The 16,269-nt window shown below is 69.0% G+C and carries 6 protein-coding genes and 2 pseudogenes (1 of these 8 only partly in view); 1 reads left to right on the plus strand and 7 read right to left on the minus strand.

The genetic code is table 11. The annotated features are described in order from the left end of the window. Positions 1-22: 22 nt before the first annotated feature. From H1Q64_RS30280 to H1Q64_RS30295, 4 genes are all read right to left on the minus strand, one after another. On the minus strand, positions 23-8,092 hold the full coding sequence (locus H1Q64_RS30280) for a beta strand repeat-containing protein (RefSeq protein ID WP_237908043.1): 8,070 nt from the start codon (positions 8,090-8,092) through the stop codon (positions 23-25). Between the two features lie 26 nt (positions 8,093-8,118). Then, entirely contained in the window at positions 8,119-9,030 is a 912-nt protein-coding gene (locus H1Q64_RS30285) for an FG-GAP repeat domain-containing protein (RefSeq protein WP_237908044.1), read from the minus strand. 402 nt (positions 9,031-9,432) lie between these two features. Further along, positions 9,433-11,298 (minus strand): tetratricopeptide repeat protein, encoded by a 1,866-nt coding sequence (locus tag H1Q64_RS30290; RefSeq protein WP_237908045.1) that lies wholly within the window; start codon positions 11,296-11,298, stop codon positions 9,433-9,435. A gap of 32 nt (positions 11,299-11,330) precedes the next feature. Then, positions 11,331-12,065 (minus strand): response regulator transcription factor, encoded by a 735-nt coding sequence (locus tag H1Q64_RS30295; protein WP_237908046.1) that lies wholly within the window; start codon positions 12,063-12,065, stop codon positions 11,331-11,333. Positions 12,066-12,302: 237 nt separating this feature from the next. On the opposite strand from H1Q64_RS30295, the gene H1Q64_RS30300 reads away from it, so the two are divergent. Then, the gene (locus tag H1Q64_RS30300) at positions 12,303-14,192 is read left to right on the plus strand and encodes a sensor histidine kinase (protein WP_237908047.1); all 1,890 of its coding nucleotides are present in this window, start codon (positions 12,303-12,305) and stop codon (positions 14,190-14,192) included. Between the two features lie 58 nt (positions 14,193-14,250). Here the strand turns inward: H1Q64_RS30300 and H1Q64_RS30305 are convergent. The 3 genes and pseudogenes from H1Q64_RS30305 to istB form a co-directional block, all read right to left on the minus strand. After that, positions 14,251-14,850, minus strand: a pseudogene (locus tag H1Q64_RS30305) (IS3 family transposase); the annotation flags it as partial. 60 nt (positions 14,851-14,910) lie between these two features. Next, the gene (locus H1Q64_RS30310; RefSeq protein ID WP_237906837.1) at positions 14,911-15,531 is read right to left on the minus strand and encodes a plasmid pRiA4b ORF-3 family protein; all 621 of its coding nucleotides are present in this window, start codon (positions 15,529-15,531) and stop codon (positions 14,911-14,913) included. 44 nt (positions 15,532-15,575) lie between these two features. Continuing rightward, positions 15,576-16,269 (minus strand): annotated as a pseudogene (istB, locus tag H1Q64_RS30315) (IS21-like element helper ATPase IstB); it runs 52 nt beyond the window's last position.

The following is a 16,269-nucleotide window of genomic DNA, read 5'->3' on the forward strand; positions in this document are numbered from 1 at the left end:
TTCGTCTCGCGTGTATGCGTCCTCAGCCGAACCAGCCGGCGACGTTGCCGGTCTGGCCGAGGATGGTGATGCGGTTGCCTCCGCCGACGTCGAGGGTGGTGTTGCCGCCCTCCACCCGCGCCGAGCGGATCACCGCGCCGAGGTCCATGCCGGCGTCGTAGAGCGCCAGACGGTCCACACCCGCCTGGAAGTCCATCACCACCGATCCGCCCGATGCCCGACCGAAGGCGAAGACGTCCGCCCCGGCGCCGCCCCACAGCGTGTCCGCACCGCCGTCGGCGAACAGCACGTCGTTGCCAGCCCCACCGTTCAGCAGGTCGTTGCCCGCCCCGCCGAACAGCGTGTCGTTGCCGTCCTCGCCGAACAGCGTGTCATCGCCGCCGTCGCCGCTGGCCAGGTCGTCGCCCGCGCCGAGACCGATCAGGTCCCGCCCCGCCCCGCCCAGCGCCACGTCGTTGCCCGCGCCGCCGCTGATCGTGTCGTCGCCCGCGTCGCCGATCAGGAAGTCGTTGCCCACCCCGCCGAACAGCAGGTCGTTGCCAGCCCCGCCGGACAGCGTGTCGTCGCCCTCCTCGCCGGTCAGCGTGTCGTCGCCGTCCTCGCCGAACAGGATGTCGCGGCCCGTCCCGCCGAACAGCGCGTCGTTGCCGACGCCGCCGCCGACCAGGTCGTTGCCCTCGCCGCCGAACAGCCAGTCGTCGCCCTCGCCGCCCATCACCACGTCGTCGCCGTCGTCGCCGTACAGCGTGTCGTTGCCGCCGGCGCTGGCGATCGTGTCTTTGCCGCCGCCGCCGTGCAGGATGTCGTCGCCGGCCCCCAGATACATGTACTGCTGGTGGTCGTCGCCGTAGACGATCTGCTCGCCGTCGCCGCCGACCAGCGTGGCGTTGCCGACCACCGCCGCGAATTCGACGTTGTCGAGCTGGATGGTCACCGGACCCGCCGCCGCCGAGGTGTTGAGCACCACCGCGGTCGGCGCCGTGCTGGCGGTGCCGGTGCCGCCCAGCGTGTTGCCGGTCACCTTGGTCTGCACCGCCTGGCCGGCGGTCGCACCCGGCGTGCTGAAGTCGATGGCGCGCACCAGGAGCTGGGCCTGGGCGGAGAGCACCGAGAGGAAGCCCGAACCGCCGCCGGTCAGGTTGCCGCGCGAGGCGGTGCCGGCGTCGGTGCGCGCCTCGATGGCGGCGATCAGGCCGGTCAGCCCGGTCTGCGCCTCCGCGGCGGTCTGCCGCTCGGCGCTGCCGCTGGTGGTGACGGCCACCCCGTTGGAGACGCTGACCGTCAGGGTGGTGACGGTGGACACCGCACCGGTCTGCCGGTCGACCACCTGCTCGCGCACCACTGGCACGTCGGCGAGATCGGCGTTGGCGGTGCTGGTGTCCTCGACCCGCTCCCCGTTGCTGGCCGCGATGGTCACGGTGGTGACGCGCTTGCCGTCGCTGCCGGTGGTGATCGCGCCATTGACGGTGGCGCCGTCCACGGTGGCCGTCGGCGGCGGGGCGACCGGGGCGGGCTTCTCCGCGGTGGCGGTGAGCTTCTGCGTCGCCGCGGTGAAGGGCGGCGAGGCGTTGCCCGCCGGGTCGGTCAGGCCGAGGGTCAGGGTGAGCGTGCCGTCGCCCAGGCCGGAGAGGTCCAGCCCGGTCACCCGCATGGTCGGACCGCTCATCACGCCGGAGCCGGTGACCTGGCCGCCGCCGGCCGAGGTGATCGTCCAGGTGAAGCTGGTCCCGGCCTCGCCGCCGCTGATGGTGAAGGCGGCGCTGGACTGCTCGATGGCGTCGATGCTGTCGTCCTCGAACAGCACGGTCGCGGTCGGGGCGGTGGTGTCGACGGTCAGCGACTGCGTGCCGGGGGCTGAGACGTTGCCCGCCGCGTCGGTGGCGGTGGCCGAGACGGGGTTGGCGCCGTTCGGGTTGAGGCTCAGCGTGCCGGTGACCGGTGTGGCCGTGGCGAGGTCGAGGCTCCAGGCGCCGCCGTTCGTGGCGGTGGTCGTGTAGGTGGCGCCGCCGACGGTGACGGTGACGGTGCTGCCGGCCTCGGCCGAACCGGTGAGGGTCGGGGTCGTGCTGTTGCTCAGCGCCGTGGTGACGGTCGGCGCATCGGGCAGCGTGGTGTCGATGACCAGCGATTGGATGGCCGGCGCCGAGACGTTGCCCGAGGCATCGGTCGCCGTGGCCGAGACGGGGTTGGTGCCGTTCGGGTTGAGGCTGAGCGAACCGGCGGTCGGTGTGGCCGTGGCGAGGTCGACGGACCAGTTCCCGCCGGTTGCCGTGGTGGTGTAGGTGGCGCCGCCGACCGTGACGGTGACGGTGCTGCCGGCTTCGGCCGTGCCGGTGAGGGTCGGCGTGGTGCTGTTGGTCAGCGCCGTGGCGACGGTCGGCGCATCGGGCAGCGTGGTGTCGATGGTCAGCGACTGCGTGCCGGCCGAGGAGGTGTTGCCCGCCGCGTCGGTGGCGGTGGCCGAGACCGGGTTGGCGCCATTGGCGTTGAGGTTCAACGAACCGGTTACCGGCGTCGCGGTGGCGAGGTCGATGGACCAGTTTCCGCCGGTTGCCGTGGTGGTGTAGGTGGCACCGCCCACCGTGACGGTGACGGTGCTGCCGGCCTCGGCCGTGCCGGCCAGGGTTGGCGTCGTGCTGTTGCTCAGCGCCGCACTTGTCACCGCCGGAGCATTGGGCGCCGTGGTGTCGATGGTCAGCGACTGCGTGCCCGGCGTGGAGACGTTGCCCGCAGCATCGGTGGCGGTGGCCGAGATGTGGTTGGCACCGTTCGGGTTGAGGCTGAGCGAGCCGGTGGTCGGCGTCGCCGTGGCGAGGTCGATGGACCAACGCCCACCCGTCGCCGTCGTGGTGTAGGTAGCGCCGCCCACCGTGACGGTGACGGTGCTGCCGGCCTCCGCCGAGCCGGTAAGGGTCGGCGTCGTGCTGTTGCTCAGCGCCGTGGTGACGGTCGGAGCGTCCGGCGCGGTCGTGTCGATGGTCAGCGACTGGGTGCCCGGCGCCGAGACGTTGCCCGCCGTGTCGGTCGCCGTCGCAGAGATCGGGTTGGCGCCGTTGGCGTTGAGGCTCAGCGAGCCGGTGGTCGGCGTCGCCGTGGCGAGGTTGATGGACCAGTTCCCGCCGGTCGCGGTGGTGGTGTAGGTGGCGCCACCCACCGTGACGGTGACGGTGCTGCCGACCTCCGCCGTGCCGGCGAGGGTAGGAGTTGTGCTGTTGCTCAGCGCGGCGCTGGTCACCGCCGGAGCGTTGGGCAGCGTGGTGTCGATGGTCAACGATTGGGTGCCCGCGGATGACGTGTTGCCCGCCGCGTCGGTGGCGGTGGCCGAGACGGCGTTCGTGCCATTGGCGTTGAGGTTCAACGAACCGGTTACCGGCGTCGCGGTGGCAAGGTCGATGGACCAGTTTCCGCCGGTCGCCATGGCGGTGTAGGTCGCCCCACCGACGGTGACGGTGACGATGCTGCCGGCTTCCGCCGTGCCGGTCAGGGTCGGCGTCGTGCTGTTGGTCAGCGGCGCCGAGGTCACCGACGGCGCGGTGGGTGCGGTGGTATCGACAGTCAGCGTCTGCGTCCCCGCCGACGACACGTTGCCGGCGGCATCGCGCGCCGTGACCGAGACGGGGTTGGCACCGTTGGCGTTGAGGCCCAGCGTGCCCGAGGCCGGAGTGGCCGTGGACAGGTCCACGCTCCAGGCGCCGGTTCCCAACGCGGCCGTGGTGTAGGTGGCGCCGCCCACCATGACGGTGACCGTGCTGTTCGCCTCCGCCGTGCCGCCGATCACCGGTGTGGCGTTGTTGCTCAGGGCCGCCGAGGTCACCGAGGGCGCGTTCGGCGCGGTGGTGTCGATGGTCAGCGTCTGCGTCCCCGCCGAGGACACGTTGCCGGCGGCGTCCCGCGCCGTGACAGAAACCGCGTTGGTGCCGTTGGCGTTCAGGCTCAGCGTGCCGGACGCCGGGGTGGCCGAGGACAGGTTCACGCTCCAAGCGCCGGTGCCGGCGGCAGCCGTCGTGGTGTAGGTCGCACCGCCCACGGTGACCGTCACTGTGCTGTTCGCCTCGGCGGTGCCGGAAATGGCCGGGGTCGTGCTGTTGGTCAGCGCCGCCGAGGTCACCGCCGGGGCGTCCGGTGCCGTGGTGTCGATGGTCAGCGTCTGCGTCCCCGCCGAGGACACGTTGCCGGCGGCGTCCCGCGCCGTGACAGAAACCGCGTTGGTGCCGTTGGCGTTCAGGCTCAGCGTGCCGGACGCCGGGGTGGCGCTGGACAGGTTGACGCTCCAGACGCCGGTGCTGGCGGCAGCCGTCGTGGTGTAGGTCGCACCGCCCACGGTGACCGTCACCGTGCTGTTCGCCTCGGCGGTGCCGGAAATGGCCGGGGTCGTGCTGTTGGTCAGCGCCGCCGAGGTCACCGCCGGGGCGTCCGGTGCCGTGGTGTCGATGGTCAGCGTCTGCGTCCCCGCCGAGGACACGTTGCCGGCGGCGTCCCGCGCCGTGACAGAAACCGCGTTGGTGCCGTTGGCGTTCAGGCTCAGCGTGCCGGACGCCGGGGTAGCGCTGGACAGGTTAACGCTCCAGGCACCCGTGCCGGCGGCCGCCGTCGTGGTGTAGGTCGCCCCACCCACCGTGACGGTGACGGTGCTGTTCGCCTCCGCCGTGCCGCTGAGGGTCGGCTTCACCGCTTTGGTCAGGGCCGCGCTGGTCACCGCCGGAGCGTTCGGCGCTGTCGTGTCGATGGTCAGCGTCTGCGTCCCCGCCGACGAGACGTTGCCCGCGGCGTCGGTCGCCGTGACGGACACGGGGTTGGTGCCGTTGGCGTTCAGGCTCAGGGTGCCCGAGGCCGGGGTGGCCGAGGACAGGTTGACGCTCCAGGCCCCGGTTCCCGACGCGGCCGTGGTTGTGTAGGTCGCCCCACCCACCGTGACGGTGACCGTGCTGTTCGCCTCCGCCGTGCCGGTGAGGGTCGGCGTCGTGCTGTTGGTCAGCGCCGCCGAGGTCACCGCCGGAGCGTTCGGCGCCGTCGTGTCGATGGTCAGGGTGAAAGCGGTGGATGCCTGGGAGGTGCTTCCCTCGCGGGTGGCCGTCGCGGTCAGGGTGTGGCTGCCCTGGGCGAGGGTGCTGCCGGTCGGCGTGATGGTCCAGAGCCCGCCGGTTGCGGTCGCGGTGCCGATCGCGGTGGCGCCCCGGTACAGCACCACCGTCGCTCCGGACGCCGCCGAGCCGGTGATGGTCGGGGTCGTGTTGTTGGTGAGGCGGTCGCCGGCCACGCCGCTGTCGGAATCGGCGGCCAGCGCGAGCCCCGACGGAGCGCTCGGCGGCGGCGGACCTTGCAGGTAGACGACCATGCTGCCGGCGCTGTTGCCCAGCATCACGTCGAGTTTGCCGTCGCCGTCGAAGTCCGCCATGGTCGGCCGGGCGTTGTATCCAACGCTTCCGAGGCCGAAGGGATTGGTGCCGACCAGCGTGAAGCTGGGAGCCGCGCTCGTCCCGACGTTCCGGTAGGCGACCGTCTGGCCGCTGCCGTTGCCGATCAGCAGGTCAAGGTCGCCGTCGCTATCGAGATCCACGAAGACCGGTGCCGCATTGCTGCCGACGTGGCTGAGACCGAAGGGGTTGGTGCCGGCCAGCGTGAAGCTGGGGGCCGTGCTCGTCCCGACGTTCCGGTAATAGACCAAGCCGCCGCTGTTACCGACCAGAAGGTCGAGATCGCCGTCGCCGTCGAGATCGGCGAAGGCCGGCGCAGCGTAGTTGCTGCCGTAGGCGAGGCCGAAGGGGTTGGTGCCGACCAGCGCGAAACTGGGAGCCGTGCTCGTTCCGACGTTCCGGTAATAGACAAGGCTGCCGTTGCCGACACCGATCAGGGCGTCGAGGTCGCCATCGCCGTCGAGGTCCGCGAAGGTCGGGTTGGAGTAGTTGCTGACGCTCCCCAGCCCGAAGGGGCCGGTGCCGACCTTCGTGAAGCTCGGCGCGGTCGCCGTGCCCACGTTGCGGTAGAAGGTCAGTTCGCCGAAGTAGGCGCCGGTCACGATGTCCAGGTCGCCATCGCCGTCGAGATCCACCAGGACCGGCGTGGCGGACGAGTTGATCCCGACGATGCCGTGGGGGTTGGTGCCCAGCAGGTTGAAGTTGATGTCGGTCTGGTTGCTCACCGGCTGGGTGGTCAACGTGGCGGTGCCGTTGCCGGCGACGTCGCGCGTCGGCGCTGCCTGCGGCGGGGTGTAGTCCACCGTCACCGTGTCGGTGCGCAGGACGGCGTATTCCAGGGTCAGGGTGACGACCGAGCCGGTGATGGCGACGTTCGTCACGCCCACCGTCGCCCCGCCCGCCTTCACCGTGAAGGCCGACGCGGCGGGCTTGGACGACACATCCAGCGCCTCGGAATAGGTCAGCGTCAGCGTGGCGCCGTTCACCACCGCCGTGGACAGGACCGGCGCCGTGGCATCGATGGTGACGACCAGCGTCTTGGACGGGGCGGAGGTGCCGTCGCTGTTCTTCGTCTTCGCAGTCAGGGTCCGCGCGCCGTCGGCCAGCGCAGTGGCCGGCGTGATGGTCCATAGCCCGTCGCTGCCGGCGGTGGTGGTCCCCAGCGCCGTCGCCCCGTCGTACAGCACCACCGTCAGCCCGGCCAGCGCCGTGCCGGTGATCGTCGGGGTCGCGTCGCCGGTGAGCCGGTCGCCGGCCACGCCGAGATCCGACGCGGGGTCGAGCGCGAGCCCTTCCGGCGCGTCGGGCGGCGGCACCTGCCGCGACAGGATCAGGTTGCCGTCCGCGTTGCCGATGAGCGCGTCGAGATCGCCGTCGCCGTCGATGTCCGCGAAGGCCGGCGTCGCCTTGCTCCCCGCGTTCTCAAGGCCGAAGGGGTTGGTGCCGACCAGCGTGAAGCTGGGGTAATAGCTGTAGCCGACGTTGCGGTAGACGACCGTGTCGCCGTTCGCGTTGCCGACCAGCAGGTCGAGGTCGCCGTCGCCGTCGACATCCACGAAGGTCGGCATGGCGCCGCCGGTCATGCTGCCCAGCCCCAAGGGATTGGTGCCTCCCAGCGTGAAGCTGGGCACCGCCGAAGTGCCGGCGTTCCAATAGAGAACCAGGTTGCCGGCGCCGTTGCCGATCAGGACGTCGAGGTCGCCATCGCCGTCGATGTCCGCGAAGGCGGGTGCTGCGGCGCTGCCGACCCCGCCGAGGCCGAAGGGATTGGTTCCGGCCAGCGTGAAGCTGGGCGCCGTCCGGGTGCCGACGTTGCGGTAGACGACGATGCCGCCGTTCTGGTTGCCGATGAGCGCGTCGAGATCGCCGTCGCCATCGATGTCCGCGAAGCTGGTCGAGGCGTTCGTGCCGACGCGGCCCAGGCCGAAGGGGTTGGTGCCGGCCAGCGTGAAGGTCGGGTTCGTCCGGGTGCCGATGTTGCGGTAATAGAGCGTATCGCCGGCGGCGGTGCCCACCAGCACGTCGAGGTCGCCGTCGCCGTCCAGGTCGGCGACCGCCGGCCGGGCGTTGCTGCCGCTGTCGCCCAGCCCCAGCGGGTTGGTGGAGGGCGGCAGAAAGTTCGGATCGCCCGGCGTGTTGTTGACCACCGCCCGTCCGGTCAGCGCGCCGGCGCTGTTGCCGACGGCGTCCTGGACCGGGTTCGACGAGGGCGGGGTGTAGTCCACCGTCACCGTCTTGTAGCGGGCGACTTCCTTGGCGAGGGTCACGTTGACCGTCGAACCGTAGACGTAAATGTTGCTGATCTCGACCACGACGCCGTTCACCTTCACCGTGAAGGCAGACTTGTCCAAGGCGACGCTGAACATCGCCTCCGAGTAGGTGAGCGTCAGCGTGGTCCCGTTCACCGCCGCCGACACCAGCGTCGGAGCGGACAGGTCGATGGTCACGACCAGCGCGCCGGAGGCGGAGGAGGTGCCGCCGTTCTGGCTGGTCTTGGCGGTCAGCGTGTGGGCGCCGGCGCCCAACGTGCCCGTCGGGGTGATCGTCCACTGCCCACCACTACCCGCCGTCGCGGTCCCGATGGCGGAGGACCCGTCATACAGCACCACGGTCGAGCCGGCGACCGCCGTGCCGGTGATGGCCGGTCGGGTGTTGTTGGTGATGCGGTCGCCCCGCACGCCGCTGTCCGTATCCCAGCCCAGCGTCAGCCCGGTCGGCGGAGCGACGGGGGCCGGGCCGTTCCAGTAGGCGACGATCCTCCCCCCTGCTCGCCGACGATCGCGTCGAGGTCGCCGTCGCCGTCGAGGTCGACGAAGACCGGCCGGGCGTAGCTGCCGCTGTCGGCGAGGCCGAAGGGGTTGGTGCCGACCAGCGAAAAGTTCGGGTTCGTCCGGCTGCCGATGTTGCGGTAGACGACCGTGTCGCCGGCGTTGGTGCCGATGATGGCGTCGAGATCGCCGTCGCCGTCGATGTCCGCGAAGGTCGGCGAGGACATGTTGATGCTCTCGCTGCCAACCTTTCCGAGGCCGAAGGCGTTGACGCCGACCAGCGAGAAGCTGGGCTCCGTCCGGGTGCCGACGTTGCGGTAGACGTACAGGTCGCCGCTGCCGCTGCCGATGATGGCGTCGAGATCGCCGTCACCATCGATGTCGGCGAAGGTCGGCTTCGCGTAGAATCCGGTGCTGCTGAGGCCGAAGGGATTGGTGCCGGCCAGCACGTAGCTGGGGGTGGTCGCCGTGCCCACGTTCCTGAAATAGAACAGGTAGCCGCGCCCGGTCAGCGGCGAGCCGTTGGTGCTGTTCGCGGAATCGCTGCCGATCAGCAGATCGAGGTCGCCGTCGCCGTCGAGGTCGGCGAAGGTCGGCGACGACCAGCCGCCGACATTGCTTAGGCCGAAGGGGTTCGTGCCGGCCCAGGTGAAGGAAGGCCAGCCGCTCGTCCCGACGTTCCGGTAAAGCGTGATGCCGCCGTTTACGTCGCCGATCAGGGCATCGAGATCGCCGTCGCCGTCGATGTCAACGAACACCGGGGTGGCCTGTCCCGCCACGCCGGAGGGGCCAACTTTTCCGATGCCGAACAGAGCGGTGCCAAGCAGCGTGAAGTTCGGATCGGCCATGGTCGTGTTTCCCCTCGGTTAGGACGGTCAGGATGTGCGAGGGCTCTCCGAGCGGCGGAGGCCACGGTCAGTGTTCAAAGTCTGGAGTTCTCGGGCGCTGGGAACGGGTTCGTTCCGCTTATGCCGCCGGGCTCCTGCGTAACAAGAGCGCAGGCTTCAAAGTAAAACTGGACGGATTACTAGGCAGATGCTTTAAAAAATACGGCTTCATTTCGCTTATTCTCTGATATTTGTAGAGAATTATGCCAAATTCACGACTTTCGGCTGCGTGGCGCACACCAAAAGTGGCGGTTTTGGACGATAGTGAAGAAGCCGCACTAATCACATGGACAAAAGGTGACGTGGATCTGACCGGTTTCTGACCGGCTCGACGGAAGGGGCCGTGACGGCGGCCCCGCAGGCTCATGCCCTTAATAGGGTGGGCGCGGCGGGAATCCGGTGGTCCGCCACGATGCGGAGGCGGGCGGCGAGCCGGGCGATGACCGGATCCCAATCGCCGGGGCGTTCCTGCCGGAACAGGCGCATGGTTGGGTACCAGGGCGTGTCGTCTCGGCCGATCAGCCAGCGCCAGCAGGCGTCGAAGCGCGACAGCACCCAGACCGGCTTGCCCAGACCGCCGGCGAGATGGCACACCGACGTGTCGACCGAGATGACGAGATCGAGCTGCGTGATCAGGGCGGCGGTGTCGGCGAAGTCCGTGACGTCGTCCATCCAGTCGGTCAGGTCCATGCCGGGCGGCGGCGTCCCGGCCTGGGCCGCCGGAGCGCCCTTCTGGAGGCTGATCCAGGCGATTCCCGGTACGGAGGCCAGCGGAGCGAGCGCCGCCAGAGGCAAGCTGCGCCGCCCGTCCACCGCGTTGGCGCCGAGGTGCGCGGCATGCGAGTCCCCGGCCCAGACCAGCCCGACCTTCAGTCGGCGCTCTCCGACCCGGTGTTCTCCCGTCAGGCGCTCCCGCCAGCGCGCCTCGTCGGCCGGCGCCGTGCGCAGATAGGGAACGGCGGCCGGGATGGTGTCCAGCGTCGTCCCGAACAGGCGCGGCAGGCTCAGCAGCGCGACCACGGCATCGCAGGGCGGCGGCGGTTCGTCTGACCGGTGGACCGCGGACACGCCGGGCATCAGGGAGACCAGCCGGACCAGCGACGGCTGCACCTGCGCCTCCACCCGCGCGCCGCGCGCGGCCAGCAGCGGGGCGTAGCGGATGAAGTGCAGCGTGTCCCCCTGTCCCTGCTCCGCGGTCAGCAGGATACGTCGGCCCGCCGGGTCGGTGCCGTCCCAGAGTGGAGCGTGATCCGGCGTCCTGGCGCCGCCCATGCGCCAGCGCGCCTCGTAGAGCCGCCAGCCACGCGCCAGATCACCCATCGCCAGCAGGTTCAGCGACAGATTGAAGCGGCCCACCGCTCCACCCGGGTCCAGCCGCGCGGCACGCCGATTGTAATGGGCGGCAATCTCCGGATGCTGCAGCGCGTGCAGGCCAAGCGCCAGATTGATCCAGGGGGTGGCCTCCCCCGGCGCCAGAAGCACGGCGCAACGGCCATGGGCGACCGCCGCGTCGAAGTCGCCCAGCATGGTGGCGACCACGCTGCGCATGGCGTAAGCGTTGGCGTTCTGCGGATCGATCCGGTGCAGCTGGCGGATCAGACGCAGCACCTCCGAAAAACGGCTGAGGCGGAAGGCGGCGCCGGCCAGCGCCCCGATCGCCTCCGGGGACGCCGGATCGAGCGCCAGGGTCCGCTGCAGAATGCCGACTCCCTCTTCCCGCGCCCGGGCATCGCCCCGCACCCGGTCCCCGTCTGTCAGGGCCGTGCCGAAGGCGACCAGCGCCTCCGTGCGGGTCGGGGTCAGCCGGACGGAGCGGAGCATCGCCCTCAGCCGGACCTCGTCGAGCGATTCGGCGCCGGCCAGCCGGGCGAGCCAGTCCCAGCCGGTGGGAAAAGCCGGGTCCACCGCCAGCGCCCGCAAGGCCAGACGCAGCGCCGCCCGCGGACAACCCTGCCCAGCGAACAGGACCGACCGCGCGCAGAGCGCCTGGGTATAATCCGGGCGCAGCGTCAGAGCCCGGGCGTTGACCACCGCCGCCGCGCCATCCTGGCCGAGCGTGCGCAGCCCCTCACCCAGATTCATGTAACCGGCGGCGTGGCCGGGCGCCTGGACGATGGCGCGTCGGTGACGGCGGACCAGGGACAGCGCCCATCGTTTGTCCGCCCATCGTTTGTTCGTGGGTGGGACGGGGATACCGGTCTTCAAATCGGCCGTATGGTTCGCCGGCATGATCTGGTCCACCGCCGGAGGGAGGGGAGCGCTCAATTCGGGTCGAGGACGATGCCGTCGCGCAACGCGTAACCCACCCGCGGGATGGTGGTCACGGCGAGGGGAATGCCGGCGGAAACCTCGACGGTACGGCGCAGGCGGCGGATCGCGGAGTCCAGGATCTGGCGGTCGCTGAATTCCGGATTGTGCCCGAGCGCGGCCAGCAGGTCGTCCCGCGGCGCGGCGTTGGGCGCGTGCAGGGCGAGCGCGGCCAGGAGTCTGGTTTGCTGATCGGCGAGACGCACGACCTGCAGGTCCGGACCGACCAGCAGGTGCGAGCGCTGCTTCAGCAGCCAGACCGGTGCGGCACCCTCGGACGCCGGGGCTTCCACGCTCTTCCCGGCGGCTTCCATGCGGCGACGGCCCTTGACGGCAAGACCGCGGATCGCCGCGATCAGCTCGTGCGTGTCCACGGGCTTGACGAAATAGATGTCAGCCCCAGCCTCGTACCCCGCCACCCGGTCGCTGGTGGTGCCGCGAGCGGTCAGCAGGATGGCCCCGATCCCCAGGGTGGTGACGTGTCCAAGCACCTCCAATCCGCTTTCATCCGGAAGGTTGACGTCGATCACCGCAACGTCCGGTCGTACCGATAAAGAACCTTTGTAGAAACTGAGCGCATCCGCAAAAGCACGGACATGAAAGCCGGCCCCATCGAGACAATCGGCAAGGGCGTCTCGGAAATCTTCGTCGTCTTCCACGAGGAAAACCGAAACGTCATCGGGCTTCATAACCGTCCTTTACGTGACGAGCACCTTGTGGAAGAAAGTGCGGAGGAAAGACGATACTGTCTCTACGGCATTGCTCGCGAAAGGGGCAATAGGAATTAAAGCGAGACTCGGGTCAACAACCGCTCGATGGTGCCGCACCCGGCAACATGGAACGTACCGACGCGACGCAATCCCGATGTGGCACAATTTCGATACGGCATGGCGGCCGGCACAGCAGACGGTATAGAGGGCGGGCCCATGCATCTGGACGGCAACACTCTTTTCGCCATGACCGGAGTGATGATTTTCCTCTCGGCTCTGGTGGCCACGCTTCTCTACAAGCTCAACACCTCGGTGCCCGGTCCGCGGGGCTGGGCGTGGGGCAACATCCTGGTGGGGGTCTTTTTCCTGCTGCGGATGCTTCCCGCCCCGGTGCCGGAGTGGCTGAGCATCGCCGTCGCCAACGGCATTCTCCTGCTGGGCCAGGGCTTCACCTACATGGGAATGCGGCAGTTCGTCGGCCTGCCGCCCCTTCCGGCCGTTCCGTATGTCGCAGCCCTTCTGGTGGGGACGCCGCTGCTCTGGCTGCTCGACGACGGCAACGCACGCGTCGCTCTGGTCAGCACTGGGCTGCTCGCCTTTTCGGTCGCCACCATCGCCGCTCTGGTCGGACGGTCCGATGGCAGCGTGATCGGCCGGCGGTTGGTGATCGGCCTGTTCGCCGTCAACGCGGTGATGCTGACGTTTCGCATCGCCATGGCTCTGGGCAGTTCGATCAACATGGTGCCGAACAATGGGGGTGGCGGTGGCACCATGGCGCTGGTTCTGTTCGTCTGGAACATCCCCTTCGTCTTCATCGGCTGCGCCGGAATGGTGCTGATGGTTGCCGAGCGGCTGGCCTCGCAGGAGGCCCGGCGCGCCGAAGCCTTGGCCGGCGAGGTGCGGGAACGCGAACGCGTTGCCCGGCTGCTGACGGAGAGCGAGCGGCAATTGAGCGATCTGGTCAGTTCCTCGCCGCTGCCGATCCTCGTGGTGTTTCCGGACAGCCTGACGGTCGCCTTCCTGAACCAGCGGGCCGCGGACCTGCTCGGCCCCATCCAAGGGACCGCCATCGGCGCCCGGCTGCCCGATCTGATCGACCTGGGCACGGTGGGAGAGCCCGAAACCATGCTTCAGGCCCGGAGCCGTCCGCCGGGCGAACCATGGGAGGCTGAAACGTTGGCCCGCCTGCCCGACGGACGGCGGCTGTGGCTGCGCGTGTCCGCCGCCGCGGTGGGATTCGCACGGCGCGAAGCGCTGATCGTCAACCTCAACGACATCTCCGTTCACAAGGACCTGGAACAGAGTCTGGACGCCGCGCGCCAGAAGGCCGAGACGGCCTTGGAGATCCAACGCAACGCCATGGCGGAGCAGCGAAACTTCCTGGCCATGGTGTCGCACGAGTTCCGCAACCCGCTGGCCGTCATCCACGTCGCGGTGGATGATCTGACCGCGGGCGGCGAGTTGGCGGGACGAAGCCTCGATAAGCTGGCGCGCATCCGACGCGCAGCGCAGCGCATGCGCAAGCTGGTCGAGGACTGCCTCGCCGAGGATTGGCTGGAAGCGGCGAGCCTCACGCCGGCCCTGCAGCCGTTGGACACGGCGGACCTGACACGGTCGCTGTGCGCCGATTTGGCTTTGCTGCACCGTCATGCCACCTTTGCCGTCCATCTGCCGAGCGAGCCGGCGACGGTCATGGCTGATCCATCACTTTTGTCGGTGGCTCTGTCGAACCTGATCGACAACGCCGTCAAATATTCCCATCCCTGTGAGGTCACCGTGACCCTGTCGGTGGAGCGCGACACGGTGCAACTGTGCGTCCACAATCCGGGTGCAGCAATTCTGCCGGCCGATCTGGGTCACATCTTCGAAAAGTTTTACCGATCACCCAACGTTGGGCGGCGCGCCGGAGCAGGACTCGGTCTCTATCTTGTCAAACGCATCATAGAGGCTCACGCCGGGCGCATAGAGGTTGACAGCCGCGACGGTGCCGGAACCGCGTTCACCGTGCAGCTGCCCCCAGTCAATCCGGTGCGGGATAAGAGCCTCCCGAACCCACGTCAAACCGCCATGAATGCGACCGTTGCCTCGGTTGAGATGGTCCACTGAGATGGTCCCCGTTTCCCGGACAGATTTGCGGCTTTGCTAAGCTTGGTTCAGGTCCGTGTCATGCCGCCAATCTGATGGGGTCCGGTGTGCCCTGGTAGGCCTCCTCCGGGGTTCTGCCGCCGAGCGCGGAGTGCGGACGGTCCATGTTGTAGTAATGGATCCACCGGCCGATCCCGGCCCTCGCCTCGCTGCCGGTCTCGAAGGCGTGGAGGTAGACGCACTCGTACTTCATCGATCGCCACAGCCGCTCGATGAAGACGTTGTCCATCCACCGGCCGCGCCCGTCCATCGATACCCGGATGCCGGCCGCGGTCAAGAGGCCGGTGAAACGCGGACTGGTGAACTGGCTGCCCTGATCGGTGTTGAAGATGTCCGGTCGGCCGTGCCGCGCCATCGCCTCCTCCACCGCCTCGATGCAGAACTCGACGTCCATGGTGTTCGACAGCCGCCAGCTCAGGACCTTGCGCGTCGCCCAATCCATCACCGCCACCAGGGACAGGAAGCCCCGGCGCATCGGAAGGTAGGTGATGTCAGCGCACCAGACCTGGTTGGGTCGGTCGATGGTCAGGTCGCGCAGCAAGTACGGCCAAATCTTGTGCTCGGGGTGCCGCACCGTCGTCTTCGGACGCTGGTAGACCGCTCGCAGCCCCATCCGCTGTGCAACGACAATTTTGACGTCCTGTTGACGCCAATTACGGTGTCCGGTCGGAGGGTGGGATCAGTCGTATCGTGACAGTGCCGCTCGGCGTTTTGCGGCGCGGACAGCGGAGCGAACAGCGCGATCGGTTTTGGCGATGTCGAACTTTTCGGGATGGAATGCTCGGCCCGCCCATCGCTTCATGTCGGCATGGTCGGGGTGGTTTGGGTCGTGCAAGACGTCGAGGAACTCAGCGTAGCCATGGACACCGCCGACGTCCTCTGGCGGTCGCGAGCGGGCGCCGTCGATGCAGGCGGGGTACTTGCGATCGGCCTCGGGCAAACGCAGGGTTTCGATCTCGATCCGATGGTGCCAATCGTCGCCGAAGTCGTAGAGATAGAGGAACGGCGGCGGGGTGGACAGGAAGTCGAACAGGCGAACGTCCTCCTCCGGCAATGCCCGGCTGTCGTCGTCGAAGGCGTCGGCGTTGAGCATGTCGGGGTCGCCGAAGCGCAAGCCGCCGATCTCGAACTGATGGAGATGGTAGTCGAGCCAGCCGAAGGCGGCCTGAATGATGTGGTGCAACTCGGCCAGCGTGGTTTTGCGCGGCACCAGCAGGCGCCGCCAGATCGGCGGGTCGATGTCCAGGATCGTGATCTTCAGCTGGGCGATGGTCGGCGGCTCATACATGGCCGCCATCATGCCGCCGCGCCGGTCCGGCGACAATTACGCGGTTGTCGCGTCGATTACCCTTCGCCGGCCCTCGGGTCTTGGGCCGCGGCCAGGGCGGAGCGGCGGCGGTAGCTTTCCGTGTTCAGTTCCAGAATGGTGGCGTGGTGCACCAAGCGGTCGATGGCGGCCACGGTCATGGCGGGATCGGGAAAAATCGCGTCCCAGGCGCTGAAGGGTTGATTGCAGGTCAAGATCAAGCTTCGGCGTTCGTAGCGTTCGGCGATCAGCTCGAACAGCACCGAGGTTTCGGCCTGGTCCTTGCGGACGTAGCCGAGGTCGTCGAGGATCAGGCAATCGAAGCGGTCGAGCCGGGCCAGCAGGTTTGGCAGGGCGAGGTCGCGCCGCGCGCCGCCTGAAGCTTTTGCACGAGATCGGTGGTCCGGGTGAACAGGACACGCCGGCCGCCTTCGATGAGGGCGGTGCCGATGGCGGCGGCGACATGGGTCTTGCCGACGCCGCTGGGGCCGAAGATCAGCAGGTTGGCGCCGCGCTCGATCCAACCGTCGCCCCGGCCGAGCGCCTCGACGTGGGGTTTGCGGATGGTGGGCACGGCGGCGAAGTCGAAGGTGGCCAGCGTCTTGCCGTCGGGCAGATCCGACTCGGCCATGTGGCGGGCGATGCGGCGTTCGGTGCGTTCGGCCAGCTCATGCTCGCACAGGGTGGCCAGGAAGCGCGCGGCCCCCCAGCCCTCTCGGTCGGCCCGTTCGG

This window comes from Azospirillum brasilense, assembly GCF_022023855.1.
Lineage (GTDB): Bacteria > Pseudomonadota > Alphaproteobacteria > Azospirillales > Azospirillaceae > Azospirillum > Azospirillum brasilense_F.

Bases quoted from the DNA above. Each gene is read 5' to 3' on its own strand.
- H1Q64_RS30285 (WP_237908044.1), bottom strand. From the start codon at position 9,030: ATGGCCGATCCGAACTTCACGCTGCTTGGCACCGCTCTGTTCGGCATC.
- H1Q64_RS30310 (WP_237906837.1), bottom strand. From the start codon at position 15,531: ATGATGGCGGCCATGTATGAGCCGCCGACCATCGCCCAGCTGAAGATC.
- H1Q64_RS30300 (WP_237908047.1), top strand. From the start codon at position 12,303: ATGCATCTGGACGGCAACACTCTTTTCGCCATGACCGGAGTGATGATT.
- H1Q64_RS30290 (WP_237908045.1), bottom strand. From the start codon at position 11,298: ATGCCGGCGAACCATACGGCCGATTTGAAGACCGGTATCCCCGTCCCA.
- H1Q64_RS30295 (WP_237908046.1), bottom strand. From the start codon at position 12,065: ATGAAGCCCGATGACGTTTCGGTTTTCCTCGTGGAAGACGACGAAGAT.